This window comes from Streptomyces sp. NPDC086080 (genome assembly GCF_044540255.1).
Classification (GTDB): domain Bacteria; phylum Actinomycetota; class Actinomycetes; order Streptomycetales; family Streptomycetaceae; genus Streptomyces.
In genome coordinates, this window is the sequence record NZ_JBITRU010000001.1 from 424,663 (window position 1) to 449,649 (window position 24,987).

General features: G+C 71.7%; 15 protein-coding genes and 1 rRNA gene. 11 read left to right on the forward strand and 5 right to left on the reverse strand.

Going from position 1 to position 24,987, the window contains the following annotated elements:
- The first annotated feature begins 4 nt into the window (after nucleotides 1–4).
- Together ACIF9R_RS02010 and ACIF9R_RS02015 are read left to right on the forward strand one after the other, a co-directional pair.
- The gene (locus ACIF9R_RS02010; protein WP_399972945.1) at nucleotides 5–886 is read left to right on the forward strand and encodes a hypothetical protein; all 882 of its coding nucleotides are present in this window, start codon (nucleotides 5–7) and stop codon (nucleotides 884–886) included.
- Between the two features lie 34 nt (nucleotides 887–920).
- Nucleotides 921–5,573 (forward strand): hypothetical protein, encoded by a 4,653-nt coding sequence (locus ACIF9R_RS02015; RefSeq protein ID WP_399972947.1) that lies wholly within the window; start codon nucleotides 921–923, stop codon nucleotides 5,571–5,573.
- Here ACIF9R_RS02015 and ACIF9R_RS02020 read toward each other — a convergent pair whose 3' ends face one another.
- Both ACIF9R_RS02020 and ACIF9R_RS02025 read right to left on the reverse strand, forming a co-directional pair.
- Nucleotides 5,574–6,338, reverse strand: coding sequence for an IclR family transcriptional regulator (locus tag ACIF9R_RS02020; RefSeq protein WP_399972950.1), 765 nt, complete (start codon nucleotides 6,336–6,338; stop codon nucleotides 5,574–5,576). It abuts the gene before it with no gap.
- Nucleotides 6,339–6,509: 171 nt separating this feature from the next.
- The gene (locus ACIF9R_RS02025; protein WP_399972952.1) at nucleotides 6,510–7,136 is read right to left on the reverse strand and encodes a hypothetical protein; all 627 of its coding nucleotides are present in this window, start codon (nucleotides 7,134–7,136) and stop codon (nucleotides 6,510–6,512) included.
- A 417-nt stretch (nucleotides 7,137–7,553) separates the two neighbouring features.
- Between ACIF9R_RS02025 and ACIF9R_RS02030 the strand changes: the two genes are divergently transcribed.
- The 6 genes from ACIF9R_RS02030 to ACIF9R_RS02055 all read left to right on the forward strand — a co-directional run bounded on the left by ACIF9R_RS02030 (nucleotide 7,554) and on the right by ACIF9R_RS02055 (nucleotide 16,319).
- Complete coding sequence (locus tag ACIF9R_RS02030; protein WP_399972955.1) at nucleotides 7,554–10,514, forward strand: nitrate- and nitrite sensing domain-containing protein; 2,961 nt, start codon at nucleotides 7,554–7,556, stop codon at nucleotides 10,512–10,514.
- Nucleotides 10,511–10,945 carry a roadblock/LC7 domain-containing protein gene (locus ACIF9R_RS02035; protein WP_399972958.1) on the forward strand — a complete coding sequence of 145 codons (435 nt, stop codon included), beginning with the start codon at nucleotides 10,511–10,513 and terminating at the stop codon, nucleotides 10,943–10,945. The genes ACIF9R_RS02030 and ACIF9R_RS02035 overlap by 4 nt, the downstream gene beginning before the upstream one ends.
- Before the next feature lie 9 nt (nucleotides 10,946–10,954).
- Complete coding sequence (locus ACIF9R_RS02040; RefSeq protein WP_399972961.1) at nucleotides 10,955–11,350, forward strand: DUF742 domain-containing protein; 396 nt, start codon at nucleotides 10,955–10,957, stop codon at nucleotides 11,348–11,350.
- Between the two features lie 24 nt (nucleotides 11,351–11,374).
- The gene (locus tag ACIF9R_RS02045) at nucleotides 11,375–15,061 is read left to right on the forward strand and encodes a hydantoinase B/oxoprolinase family protein (RefSeq protein ID WP_399972963.1); all 3,687 of its coding nucleotides are present in this window, start codon (nucleotides 11,375–11,377) and stop codon (nucleotides 15,059–15,061) included.
- Nucleotides 15,042–15,644, forward strand: coding sequence for a GTP-binding protein (locus tag ACIF9R_RS02050; protein ID WP_399972966.1), 603 nt, complete (start codon nucleotides 15,042–15,044; stop codon nucleotides 15,642–15,644). The genes ACIF9R_RS02045 and ACIF9R_RS02050 overlap by 20 nt, the downstream gene beginning before the upstream one ends.
- Before the next feature lie 138 nt (nucleotides 15,645–15,782).
- Complete coding sequence (locus ACIF9R_RS02055) at nucleotides 15,783–16,319, forward strand: NUDIX domain-containing protein (protein ID WP_399972968.1); 537 nt, start codon at nucleotides 15,783–15,785, stop codon at nucleotides 16,317–16,319.
- Here ACIF9R_RS02055 and ACIF9R_RS02060 read toward each other — a convergent pair.
- Nucleotides 16,310–18,688, reverse strand: a complete 2,379-nt coding sequence (locus ACIF9R_RS02060) for a glycoside hydrolase family 31 protein (protein ID WP_399972970.1) — start codon at nucleotides 18,686–18,688, stop codon at nucleotides 16,310–16,312. The two genes, ACIF9R_RS02055 and ACIF9R_RS02060, sit on opposite strands and share 10 nt — an antisense overlap.
- A 212-nt stretch (nucleotides 18,689–18,900) precedes the next feature.
- Here ACIF9R_RS02060 and ACIF9R_RS02065 point away from each other — a divergent pair, with 212 nt between their 5' ends.
- Together ACIF9R_RS02065 and ACIF9R_RS02070 are read left to right on the forward strand one after the other, a co-directional pair.
- The gene (locus ACIF9R_RS02065) at nucleotides 18,901–20,868 is read left to right on the forward strand and encodes an acetoacetate--CoA ligase (RefSeq protein ID WP_399972972.1); all 1,968 of its coding nucleotides are present in this window, start codon (nucleotides 18,901–18,903) and stop codon (nucleotides 20,866–20,868) included.
- A 99-nt stretch (nucleotides 20,869–20,967) separates the two neighbouring features.
- Complete coding sequence (locus ACIF9R_RS02070) at nucleotides 20,968–21,861, forward strand: hypothetical protein (protein WP_399972974.1); 894 nt, start codon at nucleotides 20,968–20,970, stop codon at nucleotides 21,859–21,861.
- Between the two features lie 68 nt (nucleotides 21,862–21,929).
- Here the strand turns inward: ACIF9R_RS02070 and ptsP are convergent, their stop codons facing one another.
- Nucleotides 21,930–23,600: a phosphoenolpyruvate--protein phosphotransferase gene (gene ptsP, locus ACIF9R_RS02075; RefSeq protein WP_399972977.1), complete on the reverse strand. Its 1,671-nt coding sequence runs from the start codon at nucleotides 23,598–23,600 to the stop codon at nucleotides 21,930–21,932.
- 76 nt (nucleotides 23,601–23,676) lie between these two features.
- Nucleotides 23,677–24,126, reverse strand: a complete 450-nt coding sequence (locus ACIF9R_RS02080; protein WP_399972980.1) for a PTS glucose transporter subunit IIA — start codon at nucleotides 24,124–24,126, stop codon at nucleotides 23,677–23,679.
- A gap of 587 nt (nucleotides 24,127–24,713) precedes the next feature.
- Between ACIF9R_RS02080 and ACIF9R_RS02085 the strand changes: the two genes are divergently transcribed.
- A 16S ribosomal RNA gene (locus ACIF9R_RS02085) occupies nucleotides 24,714–24,987 on the forward strand; the annotation flags it as partial.

The window sequence follows — 24,987 nt, forward strand, 5'->3', positions numbered from 1 at the left end:
GACCGTGACCGAGCACGTCGAGTGGAGTGAACCGGAGGCCACGGCCGCACCGGCGAACGCCGCCGTCACCCCCGCCGACGCCGCCGACGCCGCGCGGCTCGTCGCCTTCGGCCTCCAGCCCAAGCTCCAGCCCGCCCGCGACCAGGAGTACGCCGACCTGCTGCGCCGCTACCGCGAGGACCCGCCGTTCGCGCGGCTCGCGGACGCCGTCGCCACCGGCCTCGGACTGATCGTGCTGGAGGTGTCCCCGCGCGCAGGTATGGCCGTCACCGCCGCCGAGGACTCCGTCTTCGCCGTGCGCATGGGCGACTACGCGCGCCGCACCTCCGCCGACGGCGGCGACCGGTTCCTCCACGGACTCGCCCATCTCGCCGTCGCCGCCACGGCCTTCCCCCGCCCCGAGGACCTCGCCGACGACGGCTACATCGGCCGCGTCACGGTCAACGGCGTCGACGCGTTCGTCCGCCAGTCCTGCCACCGGCTGGAGGAGCGGGCCGCCGAACAGGGCGAGAACACCGACCCGGCCAGCGACGCCCCCGGGCTGGAGTCCGCCTGGCGGATCTGGGCCAGACGCAGCGCCACCGGCGCCACCAAGGACGCACGCCGGCTCGCGGGCTCCACCACCGGCATCGTCGCCAAGGCCGTCAGCTTCCTCACCGACTCCGGCTTCCTCCAGCGCACCGGCGACGACAACGGCGGCACCTACCGCACCACGGCCCGCTACCAGCTCCAGGTCCGCGACATGGCCGGCGGCGCCGCCCTGGCCGAACTGCTGGAGCTGGGCGTCGTCCCCGTCACCGACGGCACCCCCACCCTGCTGCCGCCCGAGGACACCGACGACCTGGAACTGGTCGCCGACGCCGGCCTGCCGTTCCACTCCGCCTGAACCCCCACCTCACGAAGCCTCACGAGAGTCCGCCATGTACGAGCTGTCCCGGGTCCGCCTCTACTCCATCGGGCCGGCCGGTGCGCGCTACGCCGACACCGTGCTCGACCTGCGCGGTGTCGGCGCCGCCGTGCCGGACCCCGCACCGGCGCAGGCGGAGTTCTTCCAGGAGGAACCCGTCGGCCCGCCGCGTCGGCCCGCCCCCGCCGGGGTGCTCTTCCTGGAGAACGGCGGCGGCAAGTCGGTGCTGCTGAAGCTGATCTTCTCCGTGATGCTCCCGGGTCACCGCAACACCCTCGGCGGCGCCAGCTCCGGGGTGCTGCGCAAGTTCCTGCTCGCCGACGACTGCGGCCATGTGGCGCTCGAGTGGCAGCATGTGCAGACCGGGGAGTGCGTCGTCGTCGGCAAGGTCAGCGAGTGGCGCGGCCGCCAGGTGTCCAGTGACCCGCGGAAGTTCGCCGAGACCTGGTACTCCCTGCGGCCCGGCCCCGGACTCGGCCTGGACAACCTTCCCGTCGCCGAGTCCACGGCCGTACCGCGGCCCGCCGAGGGCCAGTCCGGCGCGCGGGGACGACGCCGCACGATGAAGGGCTTCCGGGACGCCCTCATGGAGGCGGGCAGGACATACCCGCACCTCGAGGTGCACTGGGAGGAGATCCACGAGCGCTGGACCGAACACCTCACAGACCTGGGACTCGACCCGGAACTCTTCCGCTACCAGCGGGAGATGAACGCCGACGAGGGCGAGGCCGCCGGCCTCTTCGCGGTGAAGAAGGACTCCGACTTCACCGACCTGCTGCTGCGCGCCGTCACCGACACCCGCGACACCGACGGACTCGCCGACCTGGTCGGCGGCTTCGGAAACAAGCTGGGCCGGCGCGCCGAACTGATCGCCGAGCGTGACTTCACCGCCGGGTCCGTCGACCTGCTGGGCCGGATCGTCGAGGCCGCCGGGGCCCGCTCCCGCGCGCGGGAGATCCACACCGCCGCCGAGCGCCGCACCCGTACCCTGGCCCGCCGTCTCTCCGCGCGCGGCGCACAGGAACGCGTCCGCGCCGCCGACCTGGCGGGGCGGGTCACCGCCGCCGCGAACGCGGTCACCCACGCCGAGTCGGCACGTGAGCACAGCGCGCTGATCTCCGCCGAACTCGCCTACCGTAACGCCTCCCTGGCACTCGCCGCCGCGGAGAAGTCCGCCGCCGCCCAGAAGCGCGAACTCGCCGACGCACGGACCCTGTACTCCTCCTGGCAGGCCGCCGAGGCCGTGCTGCGCCACCGCGCGGCCGCCGACCGGTCGGCGAGGGTGTCCGCCGCGATCCAGGAGGCCGAGCGGGACGCGGCCCCCGCACTGGCCGCACGCGCCGACGCGGCCGTCGACCTGGTCCGCGCTCTGCACGCGGCCGCGAGGAACGCCGAGAACCTCGCCAACGAGGAGGAGGAGCGCTCCTCCGCCCTCCAGGAGACGGGCGAAGGCGCCCACCGCGACGCCACCGCCGCCGCCACCGAGGCACAACGGGCCCGCAGCGAGATCGGGCACCTGCGGCAGCGGCTCACCGAGGTCGAACAGGAGACCGCCGAAGCCGTGCGCGCCGGCTGGCTCGACGACAGCGCCCCCGACGCCGACCCCGCGAGGGCCGCCCTCGCGGCGAGCGACGCGGAGAAGACGGCGGTCGCCGCCTGGGACTCCGCCCGTGAGACGGCCCGCCGGACCACGGAGCACGCACGTGAGGCGGCCGCCGCCGAGAGCCGCGCGGAACTCACCGCGGCCCGTGCGGCCGATGCGGCCACGGCGGCCGAGCGCGCCCACGAGGGCGAACTCCGTACCGCCGAGACCCTGGCGGCCGAGCAGCGGCTCGCGGAACTGCTCAGCCTGCCGGGGGCTTCTGCCGGGCGGCGGGCCGGTGTACCGGGACAACGCACGGACACCGAACGCACCGCGGCTGATTCCGCCGCCGGGCCTTCCTCCGCCGAAGGGGCGCTCACCGGCGAGGAACTCGACCGCTTCGCCGACGAACTGCGCGAACTGCTCGACGACGCCGTCTCCTCCGCCGAACGACAGCTGTTCGACCTGCGGACCGCCGCCGCGGACGACGCCCGTATCCTCGGCGCACTCGGGGACGGCGGTCTGCTCCCGCCCGGCCCGGACGTACTGGCCACGGTCGAATTCCTCGGCGAGCACGGCATCCCGGCGCTCCCCGGATGGCGCTACCTCGCGCAGGCCGTCGACCCGGCCGACCACGCGCGCGTCCTGGCCGCCCGTCCCGAACTGGTCGACGGCGTCATCATCACCGATCCCGATTCCCACCTCCGCGCCCGCGACGCGCTGAGGGACGCCGCCCTGCTGCCCCGGTCCGCCGTCGCCGTCGGCACGGCGGCGGCACTGCTCGCCCCGACGCCCGCGCCCGGCACGGACACCGGTGACGTCTTCCTCGTACCGCCGAACCCGGCCATGCACGACGAACACGCCGCCGACGAGGAGCGCCAGACGCTGCGCGCCCGGGCGACCGAGCGGGACGAGGAGATCCGCGCCCTCGCCGCCCGGCTCGGCAAGGACCGGGAACTCGCCGCCCGGCTCGCCTCCTGGCGCACCGGCTGCCCCGCCGGGCGGCTCACGGAGCTGGCCGCCGCGGCGCGCGAGGCGCGGGCGTTCGCGGAGGAGGCCGAGGCCGAACTGGCCGAGGCCCGGACCGTACGAGCGGAGGCCGAGGAAGCCGCCGTCGAGGCCACCCGGGTCCGTGACGAGCGGCAGGAGGCCGCGCAGAAGGCCCGGCGCGCGGCCGACGCCCTGGCGGGACTCGCCTTCCGGCTGCGCGAACGGGCAGGCTGGCAGGCCAAGCTGCGGGAGCTGGCCGACGACGCGACCGAGGCGGAGGCACGCGCCCAGACCTGTCTGGAACGAGCGCGCGCCGCCGACGAGGACCGGCGCGGCGCCCAGCGTGCCGCCGACGACGCCCGGCGCACCGCCCGGGCGCTGCGGGCCGAGCGCGCCGAGATCGCGGGCGCCCCCGACGACGTACCCGAGGACGGCACACAGGCGCCGCAGGCGTCCCTGCCCGCGCTGCGCGAGGCCTACCGGGCCGCTTCCCAGCTGTACGAGCAGGTGGGTGTCGGCGCCGATCTCCGCGCCGAACAGGCCCGCGCGGAGAGCGACGAGAGCGCCGCCCGCGCTGATCTGGACCGGCTCAGCAACAAGGTCCGCACCCGCGCGGAGCAACTGCTCCAGTCGCCCGACGGCTCCGACGGCCCCAGCCGGCAGGCCGCCGCCGCCCGCGCCGAGGAACTGGTGCAGCTCCTGGAGACCCGGATGTCCGGCGCGAGCGAACAGCTCGGGCGGCTGCGGGGCGAGGCCGAGCGGCTCGCGCCCCAGGACGGCGGGGCGCACACCGAGCTCCCCGAAGAGCTGATCCCGCGCGACGCCGAGCACGCCCAGGTACTGCTGCGGACCGCGACCACCGAGCTCGCCGCTCGTGACGAGGCGTCGCAGCAGGCCCGCGACGCCCATGCCGAACTTCTCGACACCCACCGCGCCGCCGAGGACGCGGCCGGCGGTTTCGACGAGATCGCCGCCATGCTCCGCGACCTGCTGCGCGATCACGCGCCCGAGGAGGAGCAGGAGCGGCCCGAGCCCTACCCGGGCCGATGGGACGAGGCCCGGCAGTCCGCCGCCGAGGCCCGCCGCTCCCTGCGCGGCTGCGCCGCCGACCTGTCCGCCGCGGAGTCCACCGTTCGCGAGGCGAGCGACGTCCTTGTCCGGCATGCGAACTCCACGCGCTACGAGCAGGTCCGCACCCCCGCACGCCAGCAGATCAGGGAGTTGCCCGCTTCCGCGCTGCCCGAGCACGCCCAGAAGTGGGCGGACGCCTTCGCACCCCGGCTCCGGGTCCTCACGGACGAGCTCGAGCAGCTGGAGCGCAACCGCGACTCGATCGTGGACCGGCTTCGAGGGCTGGTCGAGTCCGCCCTCGCCACTCTCCGTTCGGCCCAGAGACTGTCCCGGCTGCCGGAAGGCCTCGGCGAGTGGTCCGGGCAGGAGTTCCTGCGCATCCGCTTCGAGGAACCCGATCAGGCCACCCTCACGGAGCGCCTCGGGGAGGTCATCGACGAGGCGACCCGGGCGGCCGTGAGGAAGAACTCCGACCTGCGGCGCGACGGCATGTCCCTGCTGCTGCGCGGGGTCGCCGCCGCCCTCCGGCCGAAGGGCGTCGCCGTCGAGATCCTCAAGCCCGACGCGGTACTGCGGGCCGAGCGGGTGCCCGTCGGGCAGATGGGCGACGTGTTCTCCGGCGGTCAGCTGCTCACCGCCGCCATCGCGTTGTACTGCACGATGGCTGCCCTGCGCTCCAACGACCGCGGACGGGACAAGCAGCGGCACGCCGGCACGCTGTTCCTGGACAACCCCATCGGCCGCGCCAACGCCACCTACCTGCTGGAACTCCAACGGGCGGTCGCCGACGCACTCGGTGTCCAGCTGCTCTACACCACCGGTCTGTTCGACACCACGGCGCTTGCCGAGTTCCCGCTGGTCATCCGGCTGCGCAACGACGCCGACCTGCGGGCCGGCCTGAAGTACATCAGCGTGGAGGAACACCTGCGGCCGGGGCTTCCCCAGCAGTACCCGGCCGAGGAGGCGCACAGCGAGATCACCGCGACCCGCATGTTCAAGCGGCCCGCCCCGGCGAGTGGCTGATCAGGCGTCGTCCGCCGCGACTCGGAAGCCGTAGCCCATGCGCCGGGACAGCTCGGCCGCCGCTGCCGCCGTCCGGCCGCCCAACCGCGGCAGCCGCTGGGCTGTCAGCCGGTACACCGGCCCCGAGACACTGATCGCCGCGATCACCGAGCCGTCGTGCGAGCGGACCGGCGCCGCGACGGCGGCGAGGCCCAGTTCCCATTCCTCCCGCGTCACGGCGTACCCCTGCTCGAGGACCCTCTCCAGCTGACCGCGCAGCACAGCGGGCTCCGTGATCGTACGGTCGGTGAACCGGGGCAGCGGGCGGGTGAGGCGGTCTTCACGCAGGGCGGGCGGCATATGGGCCAGGAACACCTTGCCGCTGGACGTGGCATGCAGCGGGGTGCGCCGGCCGAGCCAGTTCTGGGCCGTGACCGACGCGGTGCCGCGGGCCTGCATGATGTTGACGGCCGCGTCCTCGTCCGGCACCGCCATGTTCACCGTCTCGCCCAGTTCGTCCGCGAGGTCCCGGCACACCGGGACCCCCTCCTGCGAGATGTCGAGCCGCAGGGCAGCCGCCCCCGCGAGGCGCAGTACGCCGGCCCCCAGATGGTACGTGCCGTGGTCATGGGTCCGGGCCACCAGACCGCGGTTCTCCAGCACCGCGAGCAGCCGGAAGGCGGTGGACTTGTGCACGCCCAGCTCGCCGGCGATCTCCGTGACCCCCGCCTCGCCGCGCAGGGCGAGGATCTCCAGCACGCTCACGGCGCGGTCCACGGACTGCACGGCACTCGTCGTGCCCTTCCCGTCCCTCCCGGGCTCGCGCGCGTGGATCGTGGTTCCGGTTCTCTCACCGTCTGTCGGGGCAGTGGCGCAGGACGCTCGCGTGTGCGCCGTACGAAACCTCAGCGTATCGAGGGTCCGCATGCCGACGGCATCGGTGAGGCCCGGGTGATCTCAGGAGTGCGACAGCTGCCCGGCTCCGCCGCGCCGGCGTATGCGTGCCTGCGCGCGCTGAGCGGACCGCTCCTGGCGGCGGGCCCTGCGCCGCTCGCGGCGCAGGGCCCGCGCCGTGCTGCTGGGCATGGACACCACACCATTGCGCTGGTTCCAGACCTGGCGGGTGACCCACACGTCCAGTGCCGCCCAGGTGGCCAGGATGGTACTGACGACGCTGCTGATGACCATGGGGAACGCCAGCCAGGACCCGGCCAGTGTGCACAGGAAGGCCACCATGGCCTGAATCAGCGTCACCGCGATGACGAGCACCGCCCGCACGGCCGCCGTCCGCACCGGATCGGGCAGCCGGCGTCGCCGGGCCGGCTCCTCGACCCACAGTGGCCGGTAGCCGACCCGGTCGCGGGCACCGCCTGACTCACCGCTGTTCCCCGGGGTCTTCCGCGCCGCGCCGCCGACCCTGCCCACCCGCGCCGCCCGGGGCGCGGTCGCCGCGGCGACCGGCTTGCCGGTCGGCACACTCCCGGCCGCGGGTATGCCGCGACCCGGCCCACCTGCGTCCGGCCGGGAGGCCACCCGCACCGCCGCATCCTCCTCGGGCGCTTCGCGCCGCTCCGCCGTGCCCATCACCGTGTCACTCCCCACCGCCAGCAGACCGCTTGCCCGTGTCCGAAGACCCGACTCCCCAGTGGCTGCCCGGCTTGCGTTGTTTTACGCCGCCCGGGTACGGGACACGGCTCGTGTGGCCGATTCCGCCCCCATTTCCCATAGAGAAGGACGAACGGCACGTCGTGAAGATTCCCGAACAGGAAAGAAATCGGCCAACACGAGCCGCCCGCCCGGGCGATCGGCCGGGCGGGCGCACCCCGCAATCCGGGAGGCAATCTCCCGCAATGCACGGACAACTCCTGATTCCCCGTCACCGGGACGGAACCATAGCTTCCGGACACGTCTTCGAGTTGACCCCGGTGCGGTAGTAGGCTCGCGCCGTTTGTTGACGCACATGTGTACCCCCGGTCGCCGGGGGCCGAGCTGGGGGAGGCCATGCGCTTTCGCGGGAAGTCCATCCGCCGGAAGATCGTGGCGCTGCTTCTCGTGCCGTTGGTGTCCCTGACGACGATCTGGGCCTTCACCACCGCGCTCACGGGCCGCGAGGCAAGCCATCTGTTCGACGTGTCCTCGGTGATGGAGGAGGTCGGTTACCCCGTCGAGGACACCGTGCGCGTCCTCCAGCAGGAGCGCCGGCAGACCCTCGTCCATCTCGCCGACCCCCGCGCCTCCGACGGACTCGCCGCCCTCCGGCGCAGCCGGGCCGCCACCGACGAAGCCGTCGACAGCGTCCGCAGAAGCGCGGACGACGCCGATGTGCGTGAGGCCATGCACGGAGACTCCGGTGAACTGAGCGCGGTACTGGAGTCCTTCGACGGCATCGAGTCCCTCCGCCGCAGCGTCGAGGACGGTACCGTCAACCGCTCCCAGGCCCTCGACCTCTACAACCGGCTGATCGACCCCTGCTATGTGCTGCTGGCCAATCTGCACGTGGTCGACGACGCCGAGCTCGACAAGCAGTACCGCGCCCTCGTCAGCCTCGCCCGCGCCCGCGAACTGCTGTCCCGCGAGGACGCCCTGCTGGGCTCCGCACTGATCGTCGGCGAGATGTCCCGTGCCGAAGCGCGGGACATCTCCGACTTCGTCGCCCAGCGCACGCTGCTGTACGACGTCGGCCTGCCGCAGTTGCCCGCGACCGAACGCGACCGCTACGAGACCTTCTGGAAGAGCGCGGCGTCCGCCCCGCTGCGCGTGGGCGAGGAGGCCGCCGTCTCCTCCGGCACCGGACCGCCGCGCGGGATCACCGCGAAGAGCTGGGACACCGCCGCCGGCCATGTGCTCGCCGAGCTCGGCACCCTCAACGACCAGGCCACCGACCGCTATCAGGACCGCGTCCGCCCCGTCGCCATGGAGGTCATCGGCCAGGCAGTCGTCGCCGGTCTGCTCGGACTCATCGCCCTGCTGGTCTCCCTCTTCCTCTCCGTACGCGTCGGCCGCGGCCTCATCCGCGACCTCCGGCAGCTGCGCCTGGAGGCACACGAGGCGTCCGGTGTACGGCTGCCCAGCGTGATGCGCCGTCTCTCCGCCGGGGAACAGGTCGACATCGAGACCGAGGTGCCGCGTCTGGAGTACGACAAGAACGAGATGGGAGAGGTCGGCCAGGCCCTCAACACCCTGCAGCGCGCGGCCGTGGAAGCCGCCGTCAAACAGGCCGAGCTGCGCGCCGGCGTCTCCGAGGTGTTCGTCAATCTCGCCCGCCGCAGCCAGGTCCTGCTGCACAAGCAGCTCACCCTGCTGGACGCCATGGAGCGCAGGACCGAGGACACCGAGGAACTCGCCGACCTCTTCCGCCTGGACCACCTGACCACCCGTATGCGCCGGCACGCCGAGGGCCTGGTGATCCTTTCCGGCGCGGCACCCTCCCGGCAGTGGCGCAAGCCCGTGCAGCTCATGGACGTCGTACGCGCCGCGGTCGCGGAGGTCGAGGACTACGAGCGCATCGAGGTCCGCCGACTGCCGAGGGTCGCCGTCACCGGACCGGCGGTCGCCGACCTCACCCACCTCACGGCCGAACTGCTCGAGAACGCCACGGTGTTCTCCCCGCCGCACACCGCCGTCCAGGTCGTGGGCGAGCGCGTGGGCAACGGCTTCACCCTGGAGATCCACGACCGCGGGCTCGGCATGGCGGCCGACGCGCTCCTGGACGCCAACCTCCGGCTGGCGGAAACCCCGGAGTTCGAACTCTCCGACACGGACCGGCTCGGACTGTTCGTGGTCAGCCGTCTCGCCCAGCGCCAGAACGTCCGGGTCTCCCTGCAGCCCTCCCCGTACGGCGGTACCACGGCGGTCGTCTTCATCCCCGACGCACTGCTGACGGACGACATCCCGGACACCAATGGCGTCGGCTTCCGCCTCGACCGGCCCCAGCGCTCCAAGAACCGGGAAACCGAGGAGAGCCGCCGTGCCGCACTCTCCCAGGTGCCCGTACAACTGCCCCGACTGCCCGCCTCGGTGCTGGACGGGCCGGTCGAACTGGAAGCCCCCGTCGACCTGGACACCCTGGAGAGCTTCCCCGGCGCCCTGGGCGACGGGGAGAGCGAGCACGGCGGGCTCTTCCGCTCCCGCCGTTCCCTCTCCGACACCAAGGACGAACGCCCCGGCCGCGGGCGTGAGCCCCACCGGCGGAACTCCGGCACTCCCAAGGCCCCGGAGACGGAGGACGGGACGAGCACGCCGGTCCCGCTCACCCGCAGGGCGACCCCCAAGCTGGTCAGTTCCCACGGCCGTCCGGTCCGCGACCAGGGCGCCCGGGGGGAGCGGGCCGACGAGGAGAGGACGGCCGTCTCACCCACCCGCCCCGAACCGGGAGCCACGCCCGTGCTGCCCGTCCGGCGCCGCGGCGTGGAACCCGCAGGACACGACGGGCCGGCCGCGGAGCCGTTGTCCCCGCTGCCCGCCCGCCGCCGCGCCGGACGTCCGGTCTCCGGTCCTGAGCGAGAGGAACCGGATGCGGAGACACCGCCGCCCCTGCCCGCCCGCCGGCGGTCCGCAGGCCCCGCCCGTCCCACGGCCGACGACGCGGAGCACAGTGGCCCGTCCGCAGCCGGTTCACCGGCCGGACTTCCCCGGCGCACCCGGAGCCCTGCGACCGCGGCGAGCGGACCCGACGCCTCCCCGGCGAACCCCGGCGGGCCGGACCCCGCCGCGGCAGGGCCCGTCGCCGGATCACTGCCCCGGCGGATACGGCAGGCCAGCCTGGCCCCGCAGCTCAAGCGCGCGGCCGAACCGCTGAACGACAGCAGGGCCGAGCCCGTTGAACGGGACGCGGACGAAGTACGCAGCCGCATGGCCTCGCTGCAGCGCGGCTGGCAGCGCGGCCGCGACGAGAACGCCGCAGGCGACGAAGCCGACAGCGGCACAGCACCACGACGAACAACTAAGGGGGACGGTCGATGACCGCACCGAAGGCCACCGGCCATGCCGAGAGCGACAGGGGGGAGCTGAACTGGCTCCTCGACGACCTGGTGGACCGCGTCGCCAGCATCCGCAAGGCGATCGTGCTGTCCGGCGACGGCCTGCCCACGGGCGCGTCGAAGGAACTGACCCGGGAGGACAGCGAGCACCTGGCCGCCGTCGCCTCTGGATTCCACAGTCTCGCCAAAGGTGTGGGCCGCCACTTCGAGGCAGGCGACGTGCGCCAGACCGTCGTCGAACTCGACGAGGCGTTCCTCTTCGTCACCGCCGCCGGTGACGGCAGCTGCCTCGCCGTCCTCGCGGATGCCGACTCCGACGTCGGTCAGGTCGCCTATGAGATGACGCTGCTGGTGAAGCGGGTCGGTGTGCATCTGGGCGCCGCACCGCGCACCGATCTGTCCTCGGGCGGGTAGTGAGAGGACATGAGCGCTGACGGTCAGGGGAGAAGCCACTGGTTCGACGACGAAGCCGGACCGGTCGTCCGTCCGTACGCGATGACGCGGGGCCGCACCACCAGTGCGGCCCAGCACCGCCTGGACCTGATCGCGGTGGTCGTCGCGGAGCCGTACGCGGACGACCCGGAGGATGACCCCACCCTTTCCCCGGAGCACGTGGACATCGTCGGGCTGTGCCGCGACACCTCGCAGACGGTCGCCGAACTCGCCGCCGAACTCGACCTGCCGATCGGAGTGATCCGGGTCCTCGTCGGAGACCTCGTGGACTGTGAATTGGTCCATGTGAACCGGCCGGTACCCCCGGCCGAGCTGCCGGACGAGAGTATTCTGCGCGATGTGATCAGCGGCCTCCGGGCACTGTGACCGGCGCGGAAGCGGGGTAGTGACGTGACAGGCTGGCAGTTCTGGGTCGACCGAGGCGGCACCTTCACCGACATCGTCGCGCGGCGTCCCGACGGTCGGCTGCTCACCCACAAGGTGCTGTCAGACCGGCCGGATCCGGAGCATTCCCGTTCCGGCGCGAGCCGGGGGGCCGCCTTCGGCACGGACGCGGCGGTCGTCGGCGTGCGCGCGCTGCTGGCCGGATCCGACGCCCCGATCGACGCCGTACGCATGGGGACCACGGTCGCCACCAACGCCCTTCTCGAACGCAAGGGCGAACGAACCCTGCTGGTCATCACCCGCGGCTTCCGCGACGCCCTGCGCATCGCCTACCAGAACCGCCCCCGCATCTTCGCCCGCCGCATCGACCTGCCCGAACTGCTGTACGAACGGGTCGTCGAGGTGGACGAACGCCTCGCCGCCGACGGTACCGTGCTGCGTCCCCCCGACCTGGACGCCCTGACCGGTCCGCTGCGACAGGCGTACGACGACGGGATCCGGTCCGTCGCCGTGGTCTGCCTGCACAGCCATCTGCACCCCGCTCACGAACAGCGGATCGGGGAGCTGGCCGCCCGTATCGGCTTTCCGCAGATCTCGCTGTCCAGTGAGGTCAGCCCTCTGATGAAGCTCGTCCCGCGTGGCGACACGGCCGTCGTCGACGCCTACCTCTCGCCGGTACTGCGCCGCTACGTCCGCCATGTCGCCGACGAACTCCAGAACGTACGGCTGATGTTCATGCAGTCCAACGGTGGTCTCACCGAGGCCGGTCAGTTCCGCGGCAAGGACGCCATCCTCTCCGGACCGGCCGGCGGCATCGTCGGTATGGCTCGCATGTCGCGGATCGCCGGATTCGACCGCGTCATCGGTTTCGACATGGGAGGCACCTCCACCGACGTCTCGCACTTCGCGGGTGAGTACGAACGCGTCTTCACCACACAGATCGCCGGAGTCCGGCTCCGCGCGCCCATGCTCGACATCCACACCGTCGCCGCCGGCGGTGGCTCGATCCTCCACTTCGACGGATCCCGCTACCGCGTGGGACCGGATTCGGCGGGCGCGGAACCGGGCCCCGCCTGCTACCGGCGCGGCGGCCCGCTCGCCGTGACCGACGCCAACGTCATGCTCGGCCGTATCCAGCCCGCCCACTTCCCCGCCGTGTTCGGCCCGGACGGCGGCGAGCCTCTCGACGACGCCGTCGTCCGGGACCGCTTCACCGCCCTCGCCCGCGAGATCCATGAACGGACCGGCGACGACCGCACCCCCGAACAGGTCGCGGAGGGCTATCTGCAGATCGCCGTCGCCAACATCGCCGCCGCGGTGAAGCGGATCTCCGTCCAAAAGGGCCACGACATCACCCGGTACGCGCTCACCACCTTCGGCGGCGCGGGCGGCCAGCACGCCTGCATGGTCGCCGACTCCCTCGGTATCCGCACCGTCCTCGTCCCGCCCATGGCGGGTGTCCTGTCCGCACTCGGCATCGGTCTCGCCGACACCACGGCCATGCGGGAACGCTCCGTCGAAGCGCCCCTGCGACCCGACGCGATGCCCGGCGTCCACAAGATCGCCGACGACCTGGAGACGGCGGCCCGTGCCGAACTCCTCGCCGAGGACGTCCCCGACGAGCGGATCGAGGTCACCCGCCGCGCCCAGCTGCGCTACGACGGCACCGACACCACCCTCACCGTCGAGCTGACCGAACCCGGCACGATGCGGCGCGCCTTCGAAGAACGTCATCGCGCCACGTACTCCTTCACGCTCGACCGCCCCATCGTCGTCGAAGCCCTCTCCATCGAAGCCACCGGCATCACGGAACCCCCCGATCTCTCCGCCCTCGCTCCCGCCGAAGCCCTCCCCGGACACGGCGCCGCCACCTCCCGGACGGTCCGCCTCCACACCGGCGGAATCTGGCGCGACGCACCCCTGTGCCGCCGCGAGGACCTTCCGCCGGGCGAGACCGTCACCGGTCCGGCGATCATCGCCGAGTCCGGTGCGACGACCGTCGTCGACGACGGCTGGCGGGCCACGGTGAGGGACGACGGGCATCTGGTCATGGAACGCGCCGTGGTCACGCAGAGTTCCGACGTCGGCACAGCGGCCGACCCGGTCCTGCTCGAGGTCTTCAACAACCTCTTCATGTCCATCGCCGAACAGATGGGCGCCCGCCTCGAGTCGACCGCCCAGTCCGTCAACATCAAGGAGCGCCTGGACTTCTCCTGCGCCCTCTTCGACCCCGACGGAAACCTGGTGGCCAACGCCCCGCACATCCCCGTCCACCTGGGCTCGATGGGCACCAGCGTGAAAGAGGTCATCCGGCGGCGCGGCCCGTCCATGCGCCCCGGGGACACCTACGCCGTCAACGATCCGTACCACGGCGGCACCCATCTGCCCGACGTCACCGTGATCACCCCGGTCTTCGGCGCCGCTGCCGACGACGACACGGAGAGTGAACAGAAGGTCCTCTTCCATGTCGCCTCACGCGGCCACCACGCGGAGATCGGCGGCATCGCCCCCGGCTCCATGCCGGCCGACAGCCGCACCATCGACGAGGAGGGCATCCTCTTCGACAACTGGCTGCTCACCGAGCACGGACGCTTCCGTGAGGAGGAGACCTTCCGCCTCCTCACCGAGGCCCCCCACCCCTCCCGCAACCCGGAGACCAACCTCGCCGATCTGCGCGCCCAGATCGCCGCCAACCACAAGGGGGTCGACGAGGTCGGTCACATGATCGAGAACTTCGGCCTCGATGTCGTCCAGGCCTATATGAAGCATGTCCAGGACAACGCCGAGGAGGCGGTGCGCCGCGTCATCGACGCCCTCGACGACGGTGAGTACGCCTACGAGACGGACTCCGGCGCCGTCATCCGGGTGCGCGTCCGGGTGGACCGCGAGAACCGGGCCGCGACCATCGACTTCACCGGTACGTCGGCACAGCTGTCCACCAACTTCAACGCCCCCTTCTCGGTCGTCAACGCGGCCGTCCTGTACGTCTTCCGCACCCTGGTCGCGGACGACATCCCGCTCAACGACGGCTGCCTGCGCCCGCTGACGATCATCGTCCCGCCCGGCTCCCTGCTGGCGCCCGAACCGCCGGCCGCCGTGGTCGCGGGCAACGTGGAGACCTCCCAGGCCGTCACCGGCGCCCTCTACGCGGCCCTCGGCGTCCAGGCGGAGGGCTCCGGCACCATGAACAACGTCACCTTCGGCAACGCACGCCACCAGTACTACGAGACCGTGGCCTCCGGTTCGGGTGCCGGAGACGGCTTCCCGGGCGCGTCCGTCGTGCAGACCCACATGACCAACTCCCGGCTCACCGATCCCGAGATCCTCGAATGGCGACTGCCCGTCCGTCTCGAGGAGTTCGCGGTGCGCCGCGGCAGCGGAGGCTCCGGACGGTGGCCCGGCGGCGACGGAGCCGTGCGCCGTCTGCGCTTCCTGGAACCCATGACCGTCTCCACGCTGTCCCAGCACCGCAGGATCGCGCCGTACGGCATGGCGGGTGGAGCCCCCGGAGCCCTGGGCTCCAACCGGGTCGAACGAGCCGATGGCACGGTCACCCGGCTCGCCGGCAGCGACACGGCCGACCTGGGCGCCGACGACGTACTCGTCATCGAAACCCCCGGCGGCGGGGGATACGGCCCGCCGCCCGAACCCCATCAAGCAGGAGAAGAGATCGATGATCTTCGGGCGTTCTGAGCGCGGCAAGCCCCCGGTCGAGCCCGTCACGCTCAAGATCCTTGTGGCCGGCGGCTTCGGCGTGGGGAAGACCACGCTCGTCGGCGCGGTCAGCGAGATCAGGCCGCTGCGCACCGAGGAACTCCTCACCGAGGCCGGACGCCCGGTGGACGACACCAGTGGCGTGGAGGCGAAGAACACCACGACCGTGGCCATGGACTTCGGCCGCATCACGCTCCGCGAGGACCTGGTGCTGTACCTCTTCGGCACACCCGGCCAGGAGCGGTTCTGGTTCATGTGGGACGAACTGTCCGAGGGGGCCCTCGGAGCCGTCGTCCTCGCCGACACCCGGCGTCTGCAGGACTGCTTCGCCGCCATCGACTACTTCGAGCGGCGCTCCATACCGTTCCTCGTCGGAGTCAACCGCTTCGACGGCGCGGCCCGTTACCCGGAACAGGACATCCGCCGGGCCCTCGACCTCGACGCGCACGTACCGCTGCTGACATGCGACGCGCGGGACCGTGAGTCGGTCAAGGAGGTCCTCATCGGCGTCGTCCAGCACGCCATGGCACAGGCCTCGCACCGACGGGCCGTCACCACCTGAGGAGACGGGCGGACACGGCCCGTACTCCCGCCGGCCGGGGTACGGGCCGCCGCGCGGCTCCCGGTGTCCCCAGGTCACTCACCGCCCATGACCGACCTGCCGGAGACACGCCCGTCGTGATCGGATACAGTCCCGCGCGTGCCCGAAACTCCTGCCCCGTCCCCCAACTCCGTGCCGCACTCCCACTGTTCGAGCTGCGGTGCGCCCTACGGGGAGGGCGTCTCCGGCTGGCCCCGCACCTGCCCGGCCTGCGGCGCCGTGGCCTACCGCAACCCCCTTCCCGTCGCGGTGGCCCTCCAGCCCGTGTACGACACGCGGGGTACCGCCCTGGTCGTCATCACCCGCGCCATCGCCCCCGCGCGCGGCGGCACGGCACTGCCCGGCGGCTTCATCGACCACCGGGAGGACTGGCGCCAGGCAGTCGTCCGTGAACTGCGGGAAGAGACCGGCATCGAAGCGGCGAGCCGCGACGTCCGCCTCGCCGACGCCATGAGCTCACCCGACGGACACCTGCTGCTGTTCGGGCTCCTGCCGGAACGTTCCGCGCAGGACCTGCCGCCCTCCGCCCCCACCGACGAGACCGAGGGCCGGCACCTTCTCCGCCGCCCGGAGGAACTCGCCTTCCCCCTGCACACCATGGCCGTACGGGCGTGGTTCGAGGGCCGCTACATCTGACCCCCACCCGGGCCCAGCCCACGCACACGCACCGGCCGGCGCGGCTCACCGACACCGTCCTCACCCTCCCGCTCGACGAGAATCCGCGCACCCGACCACCGGACCGTGTACCGCTCGATCTCCGGCTCCTCCCACTCGTCGCCGGCATCCGGCACGACCAGCCCACCCCCGGTCCGCCCCCGGGCAGGGGCCCACACCTCGAGCTCCGTACCACCGTTCTCCCCCCGCACCGGAAGGACGGCGCCACCGCGCGCGAACACCGGAATCCGGCCCAGGGGCGCGTCGACCACGACGCGGGCCGGCCCCTCGTACGCCTGTCCCGTCGCCGTGTCGTACCACCTCCCGCGCGGCAACGGGACGGACCGCCGGTCCACCCCCGGGCCGAGCACCGGCGCCACCAGCAGACAGTCGCCGAGCAGGAACGCGTCCTCACAGTCACGCAGCAGGCGCTCCTCGGGCGCCGACCACCACAACGGCCGCACATAAGGTGCTCCGGTGCGCCTGGCCAGGTGCGCCAGGGTCATGAAGTACGGAAACAGCCGGCGTCGTTCCACCAGCGCCGCGCGGGCGTGCGCCAGAACCTCCGCGCCGAGCTCCCACGGTTCCCCGCCGCCCGCACGCGGACCGGTACACGTGCGGAACAACGGCAGGTAGGCCCCCAGCTGGAGCCGTCGCAGGTACAGCTCCGGGGACCGGGCCCCGTCGAAGCCGCCGACATCCGGGCCCGAGTAGGGAATCCCGCACAGCCCCAGACCGAGCACCAGCGCCAGCGACGCCCGCACCCCGGACCAGCCCGCCCCCACCTCGCCCGACCACACCCCCGCGTAGCGCTGCACACCGGCCCACCCGGAGCGGGTCACCACGAACGGCCGCTCCTGGGGCTCCCGGGTCCGCAGTCCCTCGTACGCGGCCCAGGCCATGCACAGCCCGTACACATTGTGCGCCTCGCGATGATCACCGCCACGCCCCTCCATCGCGTGCCCGGCCGACCGCGGCAGCGTCGGCTCCCCGAAGGCCGTGAACGAGGTCGGCTCGTCCAGCGTGTGCCAAAAGCCGGCGAACCCCTGTGCCAGCCGCTCCGCGTACAACGCGCCCCACCACGCGCGCACGCGCGCGTGCGTGAAGTCCGGAAAGACGGCGTCCCCGGACCAGGAGACTCCCCGCACGAGATCCCCGGAGGCGTCCCGCACGAAGGCGTCCCGGTTCACTCCGTCGTCGTACACGGGGCTGCCGGGTATCGCTCCGACGGCGGGACCGACGACCGACACCAGCCTGATCCCCTCGCGCCGCAGCTCGTCCGCGAGGACCGGCAGCTTCGGGAACCGCTCCTGGTCGACGGTGAACACCCGCCGGGAGTCCAAGTGGCCGGCGCCCAGGTGTACGGCGTCCAACGGCAGCCGGTGCTCGCGGTGGCCATCGACCACTCTCCGCAGGTCCTCCTCACCACCGCCACCCCACCACGCGTGCTGGTGACCGAGCGCCCACGCGGGAGGCAGTGCCGGAGCGCCGGTGAGCGACGCCCAGGCGAGCAGCACCCGCGCGGGAGTGCCGACCATCACCCAGCAGCGCAGCGGGCCACCGTCCATCCGCAGCTCACTCGTCCCGGCCCGGTCGTGCCCGGAACCGGCTCCCTCCTCGCCCTCCCGGAGGGTCACCGAGCCGTCCCACGAACTGTCGTGGAACACCAGATGAGTGCCCGCGTCGGCCACCACCATCTGCGCCGGCATCGTGACGGACACAGGGTCGCCGCCGCGCCGGAGGACACGATCGGGACCGGTGTTCCACAAGCGGTACGCGCCGTCCCGCAGCCGGGGGCCCGTCGCGCGCCCTCCGAGACCGAAGAAGCGGGCGTCCGCCGGCACCTCCGACCGCTGCGACCACCGCGCGGTTCCCCCACCGACCGGTTCCCACCAGCGCGGCGGCAGATCACGCCGCAGTGACACGCCGCCGGGAGTGAGCACCTCCACCGCCCCGTACCGGGACACCACCACCGTCATGCGCTCGGCCACCACACGCCAGCCACCGTCCTTGTCCGGCTCCAGCGCCGCACGTGGATCCGGATCGGGGCAGCGGCCGGCCAGCGCGTACGACGGTTCGGGAGCCGTCCCGTCCCAGCCCCAGAAAACGGCCCCGTTCACCGCTACGAAGATCCGCAGATCCGAGCGGCTGAACCTGATCAGCCCTCCACCGGGCCCGAACTCCACCGCCCGCACGGACCCGGGCACCCGCGCCCGCACCGGCCCCCGCGGCGGCAGCCCACGGGCGTCCGCCCACCGCCTGCGCCACGCCGCCCGTACGGTACGCAACCCCTGAGCCGCCCCCGCCGAACCGACCGACCTCACCGAACGCACCAGGTCACGACCGTCCATGCTGCTCACCCTGTCATCGATCACGCCCCGCGCGGGTGTCGTTCAACTCCCGTTCATCCGTGATCGGACCACATCTCCACGACACGGACCGAGTGGGGGTGCCCTGGTGCAGAAGTCGATCACGTGGCATCGTCCCTCTCAGCCGCGTCACGCGCACACCCCAGCCCGTGCGCGCAGGACGCACACCACGCGCACAGCCCGGGAGCCGCCCCATGTCCACCGTGAACCCCCAGCCGCTCTGGCAGCCGGATCCGGAACGGATCGCCCAGGCACGGATCACCGCGTTCCAGACCTGGGCCGCCGACCACCACAACGCCCCCGCCGAGGGCGGCTACGCGGCGCTCCACCGCTGGTCGGTGGAGGAACTGGACACCTTTTGGCAAGCGGTCACGGAATGGTTCGACGTCCGCTTCTCGACGCCGTACACGCGCGTGCTGGGCGACCGCTCGATGCCCGGCGCCCAGTGGTTCCCCGGAGCGACGCTGAACTACGCCGAGCACGCCCTGCGCGCGGCCGAGTCCCGCGCGGACGAACCGGCCCTGCTGTACGTGGACGAGACCCACGATCCGACCCCCGTCACCTGGGCCGAGCTGCGCCGCCAGGTCGGCTCCCTCGCCGCCGAACTGCGCTCCCTCGGCGTACGCCCCGGCGACCGGGTCAGCGGCTATCTGCCGAACATCCCCCAGGCGGTCGTCGCCCTCCTCGCCACGGCGGCCGTGGGCGGCGTGTGGACCTCCTGCGCCCCCGACTTCGGAGCCCGCAGCGTCCTCGACCGCTTCCAGCAGGTCGAACCCGTCGTCCTGTTCACCGTCGACGGCTACCGCTACGGCGGCAAGGAACACGACCGCCGCGACGTCGTCGCCGAACTGCGCGCTGACCTGCCCACCCTGCGCGCCGTTGTCCATATCCCCCTGCTCGGCACCGAGGCACCCGACGGCGCACTCGACTGGTCCGCCCTCACCTCCGCGGACACCGAGCCGGTCTTCGAGCAGGTGCCCTTCGACCACCCCCTGTGGGTGCTCTACTCCTCCGGCACCACCGGCCTGCCCAAGGCGATCGTCCAGTCCCAGGGCGGCATCCTCGTCGAGCACCTCAAGCAACTCGGACTCCACTGCGACCTGGGTCCCGAGGACCGCTTCTTCTGGTACACGTCGACCGGCTGGATGATGTGGAACTTCCTCGTCTCCGGCCTCCTCACCGGAACGACGATCGTCCTGTACGACGGCAGCCCCGGCTACCCCGACACGGGGGCCCAGTGGCGGATCGCCGAGCGCACCCGAGCCACCCTCTACGGCACCTCCGCCGCGTACGTCATGGCCTGCCGCAAGGCGGGTGTGCACCCCTCGCGGGACTTCGACCTCTCCGCCGTCAAGTGTGTCGCGACCACCGGCTCCCCCCTGCCCCCCGACGGCTTCCGCTGGCTGCACGACGAGGTCCGCGACGATCTCTGGATCGCCTCCGTCAGCGGCGGCACGGACGTGTGCTCCTGTTTCGCCGGTGCCGTACCGACCCTCCCCGTCCATATCGGCGAGCTCCAGGCCCCCGGTCTCGGCACCGACCTGCAGTCCTGGGACCCGAGCGGCAAGCCCCTGACCGACGAGGTCGGCGAACTCGTCGTCACCAACCCGATGCCCTCCATGCCGATCCGCTTCTGGAACGACCCCGATGGCAGCCGGTACCACGACAGCTACTTCGACACCTACCCCGGTGTCTGGCGGCACGGCGACTGGATCACCATCACCTCGAGGGGCTCGGTCGTCATTCACGGCCGCTCCGACTCCACCCTCAACCGCCAGGGCGTCCGGATGGGCTCGGCCGACATCTACGAAGCCGTGGAGCGCCTCCCGGAGATCAGGGAATCCCTCGTCATCGGCGTCGAGCAGCCCGACGGCGGCTACTGGATGCCCCTCTTCGTCCACCTGGCCCCCGGCGCCACCCTGGACGAGGACCTGCGCAGCCGCATCAAGCGGACCATCCGCGAACAACTCTCACCGCGCCACATCCCCGACGAGATCATCGAGGTGCCCGGCGTTCCGCACACCCTCACCGGCAAACGCATCGAGGTCCCGGTCAAGCGCCTCCTCCAGGGCACACCCCTGGCCAAGGCGGTCAACCCCGGCTCCATCGACAACCTCGACCTGCTCGCCTTCTACGAGGACCTCGGCCGCACCCGCGCCTGAACCCGCATCGGCCGCCTCCGGATACGCCATCGTCTCCCCCGTTGTCAGTGCCTCCGATTACTGTGAGTGAGCATTGATCGACCGTGCAGAGGGGGAGACATGGCGTCCACCGATCACCGAACCCTGCGACGCGTCCTGCGCCGCGAAATCACCGGCACCATCGGCGTGCTGACCGACGAACACGACTTCCGCGCCATGCGGCGCTACCGCAGCTTCGTCTTCGACGACCACACCATCTACCTCCAGCAGATGGAAGCCGTCCTCAGGACACGCGCCCTCCAGGGCGGACACACCACCGTGGCCCTCTTCGACCCCGCGGACTACGCCGATTTCTGCGAGCGAACGGGCCTCGACCCCGACAGCCGAACCAGCCGCAACCGGTTCACCGCCGAACTCGCCTCCACCGGGCCCACGGTCCCCTACGACGGCCGGCCGCTCGCCGACCTCCTGCCCACCCTCGTCGACGAGGCCGTCCGCCAGGCGACGTGGGAGTACGCGACCACACTCCTCGCCCGCCTCGGCGCCTGCGTCTCCTGCGGCGAGGATCTGGGCCGCGCCGCCTTCACCCGCGCCTCGCACCTCCTCGTGCGGATTCTCGACACGGCGCCACCCGGCGAGCGGCACCTCGTCTGCAGCGTCGCCGGAGCACCCGAAACGCTCGTCGCCGTCCTGCACGCCGACGACCTCTCCGGTCACATGGAGCTTGACAAGTCCGAAGCCCTGGAGTTCACCACCGTCCTGGCCGTCGGCCTCGCCACCGCGAGCCCCGGCGGACTCGTCATGCGGACCAGCACACCCGGCACGCCGGACCGCGTCCAAGGCTGGCGCGTGCGCGCCTACGGTCTCGAACCCCTGACCGCCGGAGAGGTCTTCGACGCCTACTGCACGGACGCGGAATCCGGAGACCTCATCGCTCCGGAGTCCAACGTCGACTACTGCGAGCCACCCGACCTGGGAGAGGAGGGCGGCCCGAGCAGGGCCCACGATCACTGAGCCGCGCAACGCCCGAGGGGCGTTCCACCTCGAGTGGAACGCCCCTCGGGAAGCCGATCGCGATCCGGCTACTCGCCCGACAGCACCGCCTGAGCGGCGGCGCGGGCATCCTCGGCACTGTCCGCCGCCCGCGCGGCCGCCGCGGCCCGCTCGCACTGCGCCAGCGTGAACTTCGCCAAGGACGCCCGCACATACGGAAGAGACGCCGCGCCCATGGAGAGAGAGGTGACACCCAGACCCGTCAGCACACAGGCCAGCAGTGGATCGGAAGCGGCCTCACCACAGACACCACAGCTCTTGCCCTCGGCCCGTGCCGCCTCGGCGGACAGCGCCACCAGATCGAGGAGCGCGGGCTGCCAGGGGTCCTGCAGCCGGGAGACCGCACCCACCTGACGGTCCGCGGCAAACGTGTACTGCGCGAGGTCGTTCGTGCCCAGCGAAAGGAACTCCACCTCCTGCAGGACCGAGCGCGCCCGCAGCGCGGCCGACGGGATCTCGACCATGGCGCCGAACTTCGCCCGTAGCCCCGCCTCCCGGCACGCGTCCGCGAAGGCCCTGGCATCGGCCCGGTCCGCCACCATCGGGGCCATGACCTCGAGGTGCACGGGCAGCCCCTCCGCGGCCCTGGCCAGCGCCGTCAACTGGGTGTGCAGTACCGCGGGGTGGTCCAGCAGCGTCCGCAGACCGCGCACGCCCAGCGCCGGATTCGGCTCGTCCGCCGGGGTGAGGAAGTCCAGCGGCTTGTCCGCGCCCGCGTCCAGCACCCGCACGACGACCCGGCCCTCGGGGAACGCCTCGAGAACCTGCCGGTACGCCGTGACCTGCTTCTCCTCGGAAGGAGCGTTCTCACTGTCATCCAGGAACAGGAACTCGGTACGGAAGAGACCGACGCCCTCCGCACCCGCCTCGACGGCTGCCGCCACGTCCGCCGGGCCGCCGATGTTCGCCAGCAGCGGCACCTTGTGACCGTCGGCGGTCGCACCCGGGCCGGTCGACGACGCCAGTGCCGCCCTGCGCTCGGCCGCCGCGGCCTCGAGCCGTGCCTTCTTCTCGTCGCTCGGGTTCAGGAAGATCTCTCCGGTGCTGCCGTCGACCGCTATCAGTGAGCCCTCGGCGATCTCACCGGCACCCGGCAGGGCGACCACGGCGGGGACACCGAGCGCGCGGGCCAGGATCGCGCTGTGGCTGGTGGGCCCGCCCTCCTCGGTGACAAAACCGAGCACCAGAGTCGGGTCGAGCAGTGCCGTGTCGGCGGGAGCGAGATCACGGGCGACCAGGACATACGGCTGGTCACTGTCCGGTACGCCGGGCATCGGCACCCCGAGCAGCCGGGCGACGATACGGTTCCGCACGTCGTCGAGGTCGGCCACCCGGCCCGCCAGATACTCGCCGGCGTTCGCCAGCAGCTCGCGGTAGGAGGCGAACGCGTCGTACACCGCACGCTCGGCTGTGCTGCCGACGGCGATCCGCCGCTCCACGTCGGCCAGCAGCTCGGGGTCCTGGGCCATCATGGCCTGCGCTTCGAGCACCGCCTGGGCCTCGCCCCCGGCAAGGTTTCCGCGCGCCATCAGATCGGCTGCCACCGCTTCCACGGCCTGGCGGGCGCGACCCTGTTCGCGCTCCGCCTCCTCCACGGGAATCTGCTTGGCCGGCGGCTCGAGCACCGCCGTCCCCATATGCCGGACCTCGCCTATCGCCACACCGTGGCTGACACCGACGCCTCGCAGCGTTGTCTCCATCTCACCCGTCTCCGCTAGTGCGGCGGGACCAGCCGCCGCGTTGGTTGTCCTGGTGGCCGTCCGGGACGGCTCCGGGTCACTTCCAGAGGAAGAGACTGTCGCCGGCCTTCACATCGCCGCTGTCGCGAAGCTCGGAGAGGGCGTCCGCCGTGGCTTCCAGGGCGATCACCGGGCACACCGGGGACTTGCCGGCAGCCTCCACGGCGGCCGGATTCCAGCGCACGATGCTCTGACCACGTGTCACGGTGTCACCCTTGTTGACGAGCAGTTCGAAGCCCTCGCCGTTCAGCTGAACGGTGTCGATACCAAGGTGGGTGAGCACGCCGTGCCCGCTCGCGTCGACGACGACGAATGCGTGCGGGTGCAGAGAGACGATCACACCGTCGACAGGGGAAACGGCCTCGGAGGCCTCACGCACGGGGTCGACAGCCGTCCCCGGGCCGACCATGGCCCCGGAGAAGACCGGATCGGGCACGGACGCCAGTCCGATGGCCCGCCCTGCGAGCGGGGACGTCACGGTGGTCATGGGAAGCCTCCCAATGAGTGGAGATCTGTACGAGCGCCGTCACTGGCTGTCTCCGGCGTGCTGTTCAGCAGGGTATGTCAGAAGACGTACCGGTTCCGGGGGACAGGTCCAGATCCGTGGTCTAGACAAGAGGTCTAGACCACCCACGCTAATCGATTTGCCTGCGATCCGCGACCCCGTGTAGAGTCATACTCCTGCTCGGGGATGAGCGGTGCGCTCAGCATCCTCACCCAGCAGCAATCCAACTCGGCAGATCCTATCTCGGGGTCACTTCCTGCATGTCTGCAGGACGGTGGTCAGGGAGACGGAAAAACACTGATAGAGTCGGAAACGCAAGACCGAAGGGAAGCCCGGAGGAAAGCCCGAGAGGGTGAGTACAAAGGAAGCGTCCGTTCCTTGAGAACTCAACAGCGTGCCAAAAGTCAACGCCAGATATGTTGATACCCCGTCCATCCGGTTTCGGATGGTCGAGGTTCCTTTGAAGAAAACACAGCGAGGACGCTGTGAACCATCGGATTATTCCTCCGGTGGTTCCGCTCTCGTGTGTGTCGTCCCGCAGTCTTTAATCGGACACAGTCGGGAAAACATTCACGGAGAGTTTGATCCTGGCTCAGGACGAACGCTGGCGGCGTGCTTAACACATGCAAGTCGAACGATGAACCACTTCGGTGGGGATTAGTGGCGAACGGGTGAGTAACACGTGGGCAATCTGCCCTGCACTCTGGGACAAGCCCTGGAAACGGGGTCTAATACCGGATACTGACCTTCACGGGCATCTGTGAGGGTCGAAAGCTCCGGCGGTGCAGGATGAGCCCGCGGCCTATCAGCTAGTTGGTGAGGTAATGGCTCACCAAGGCGACG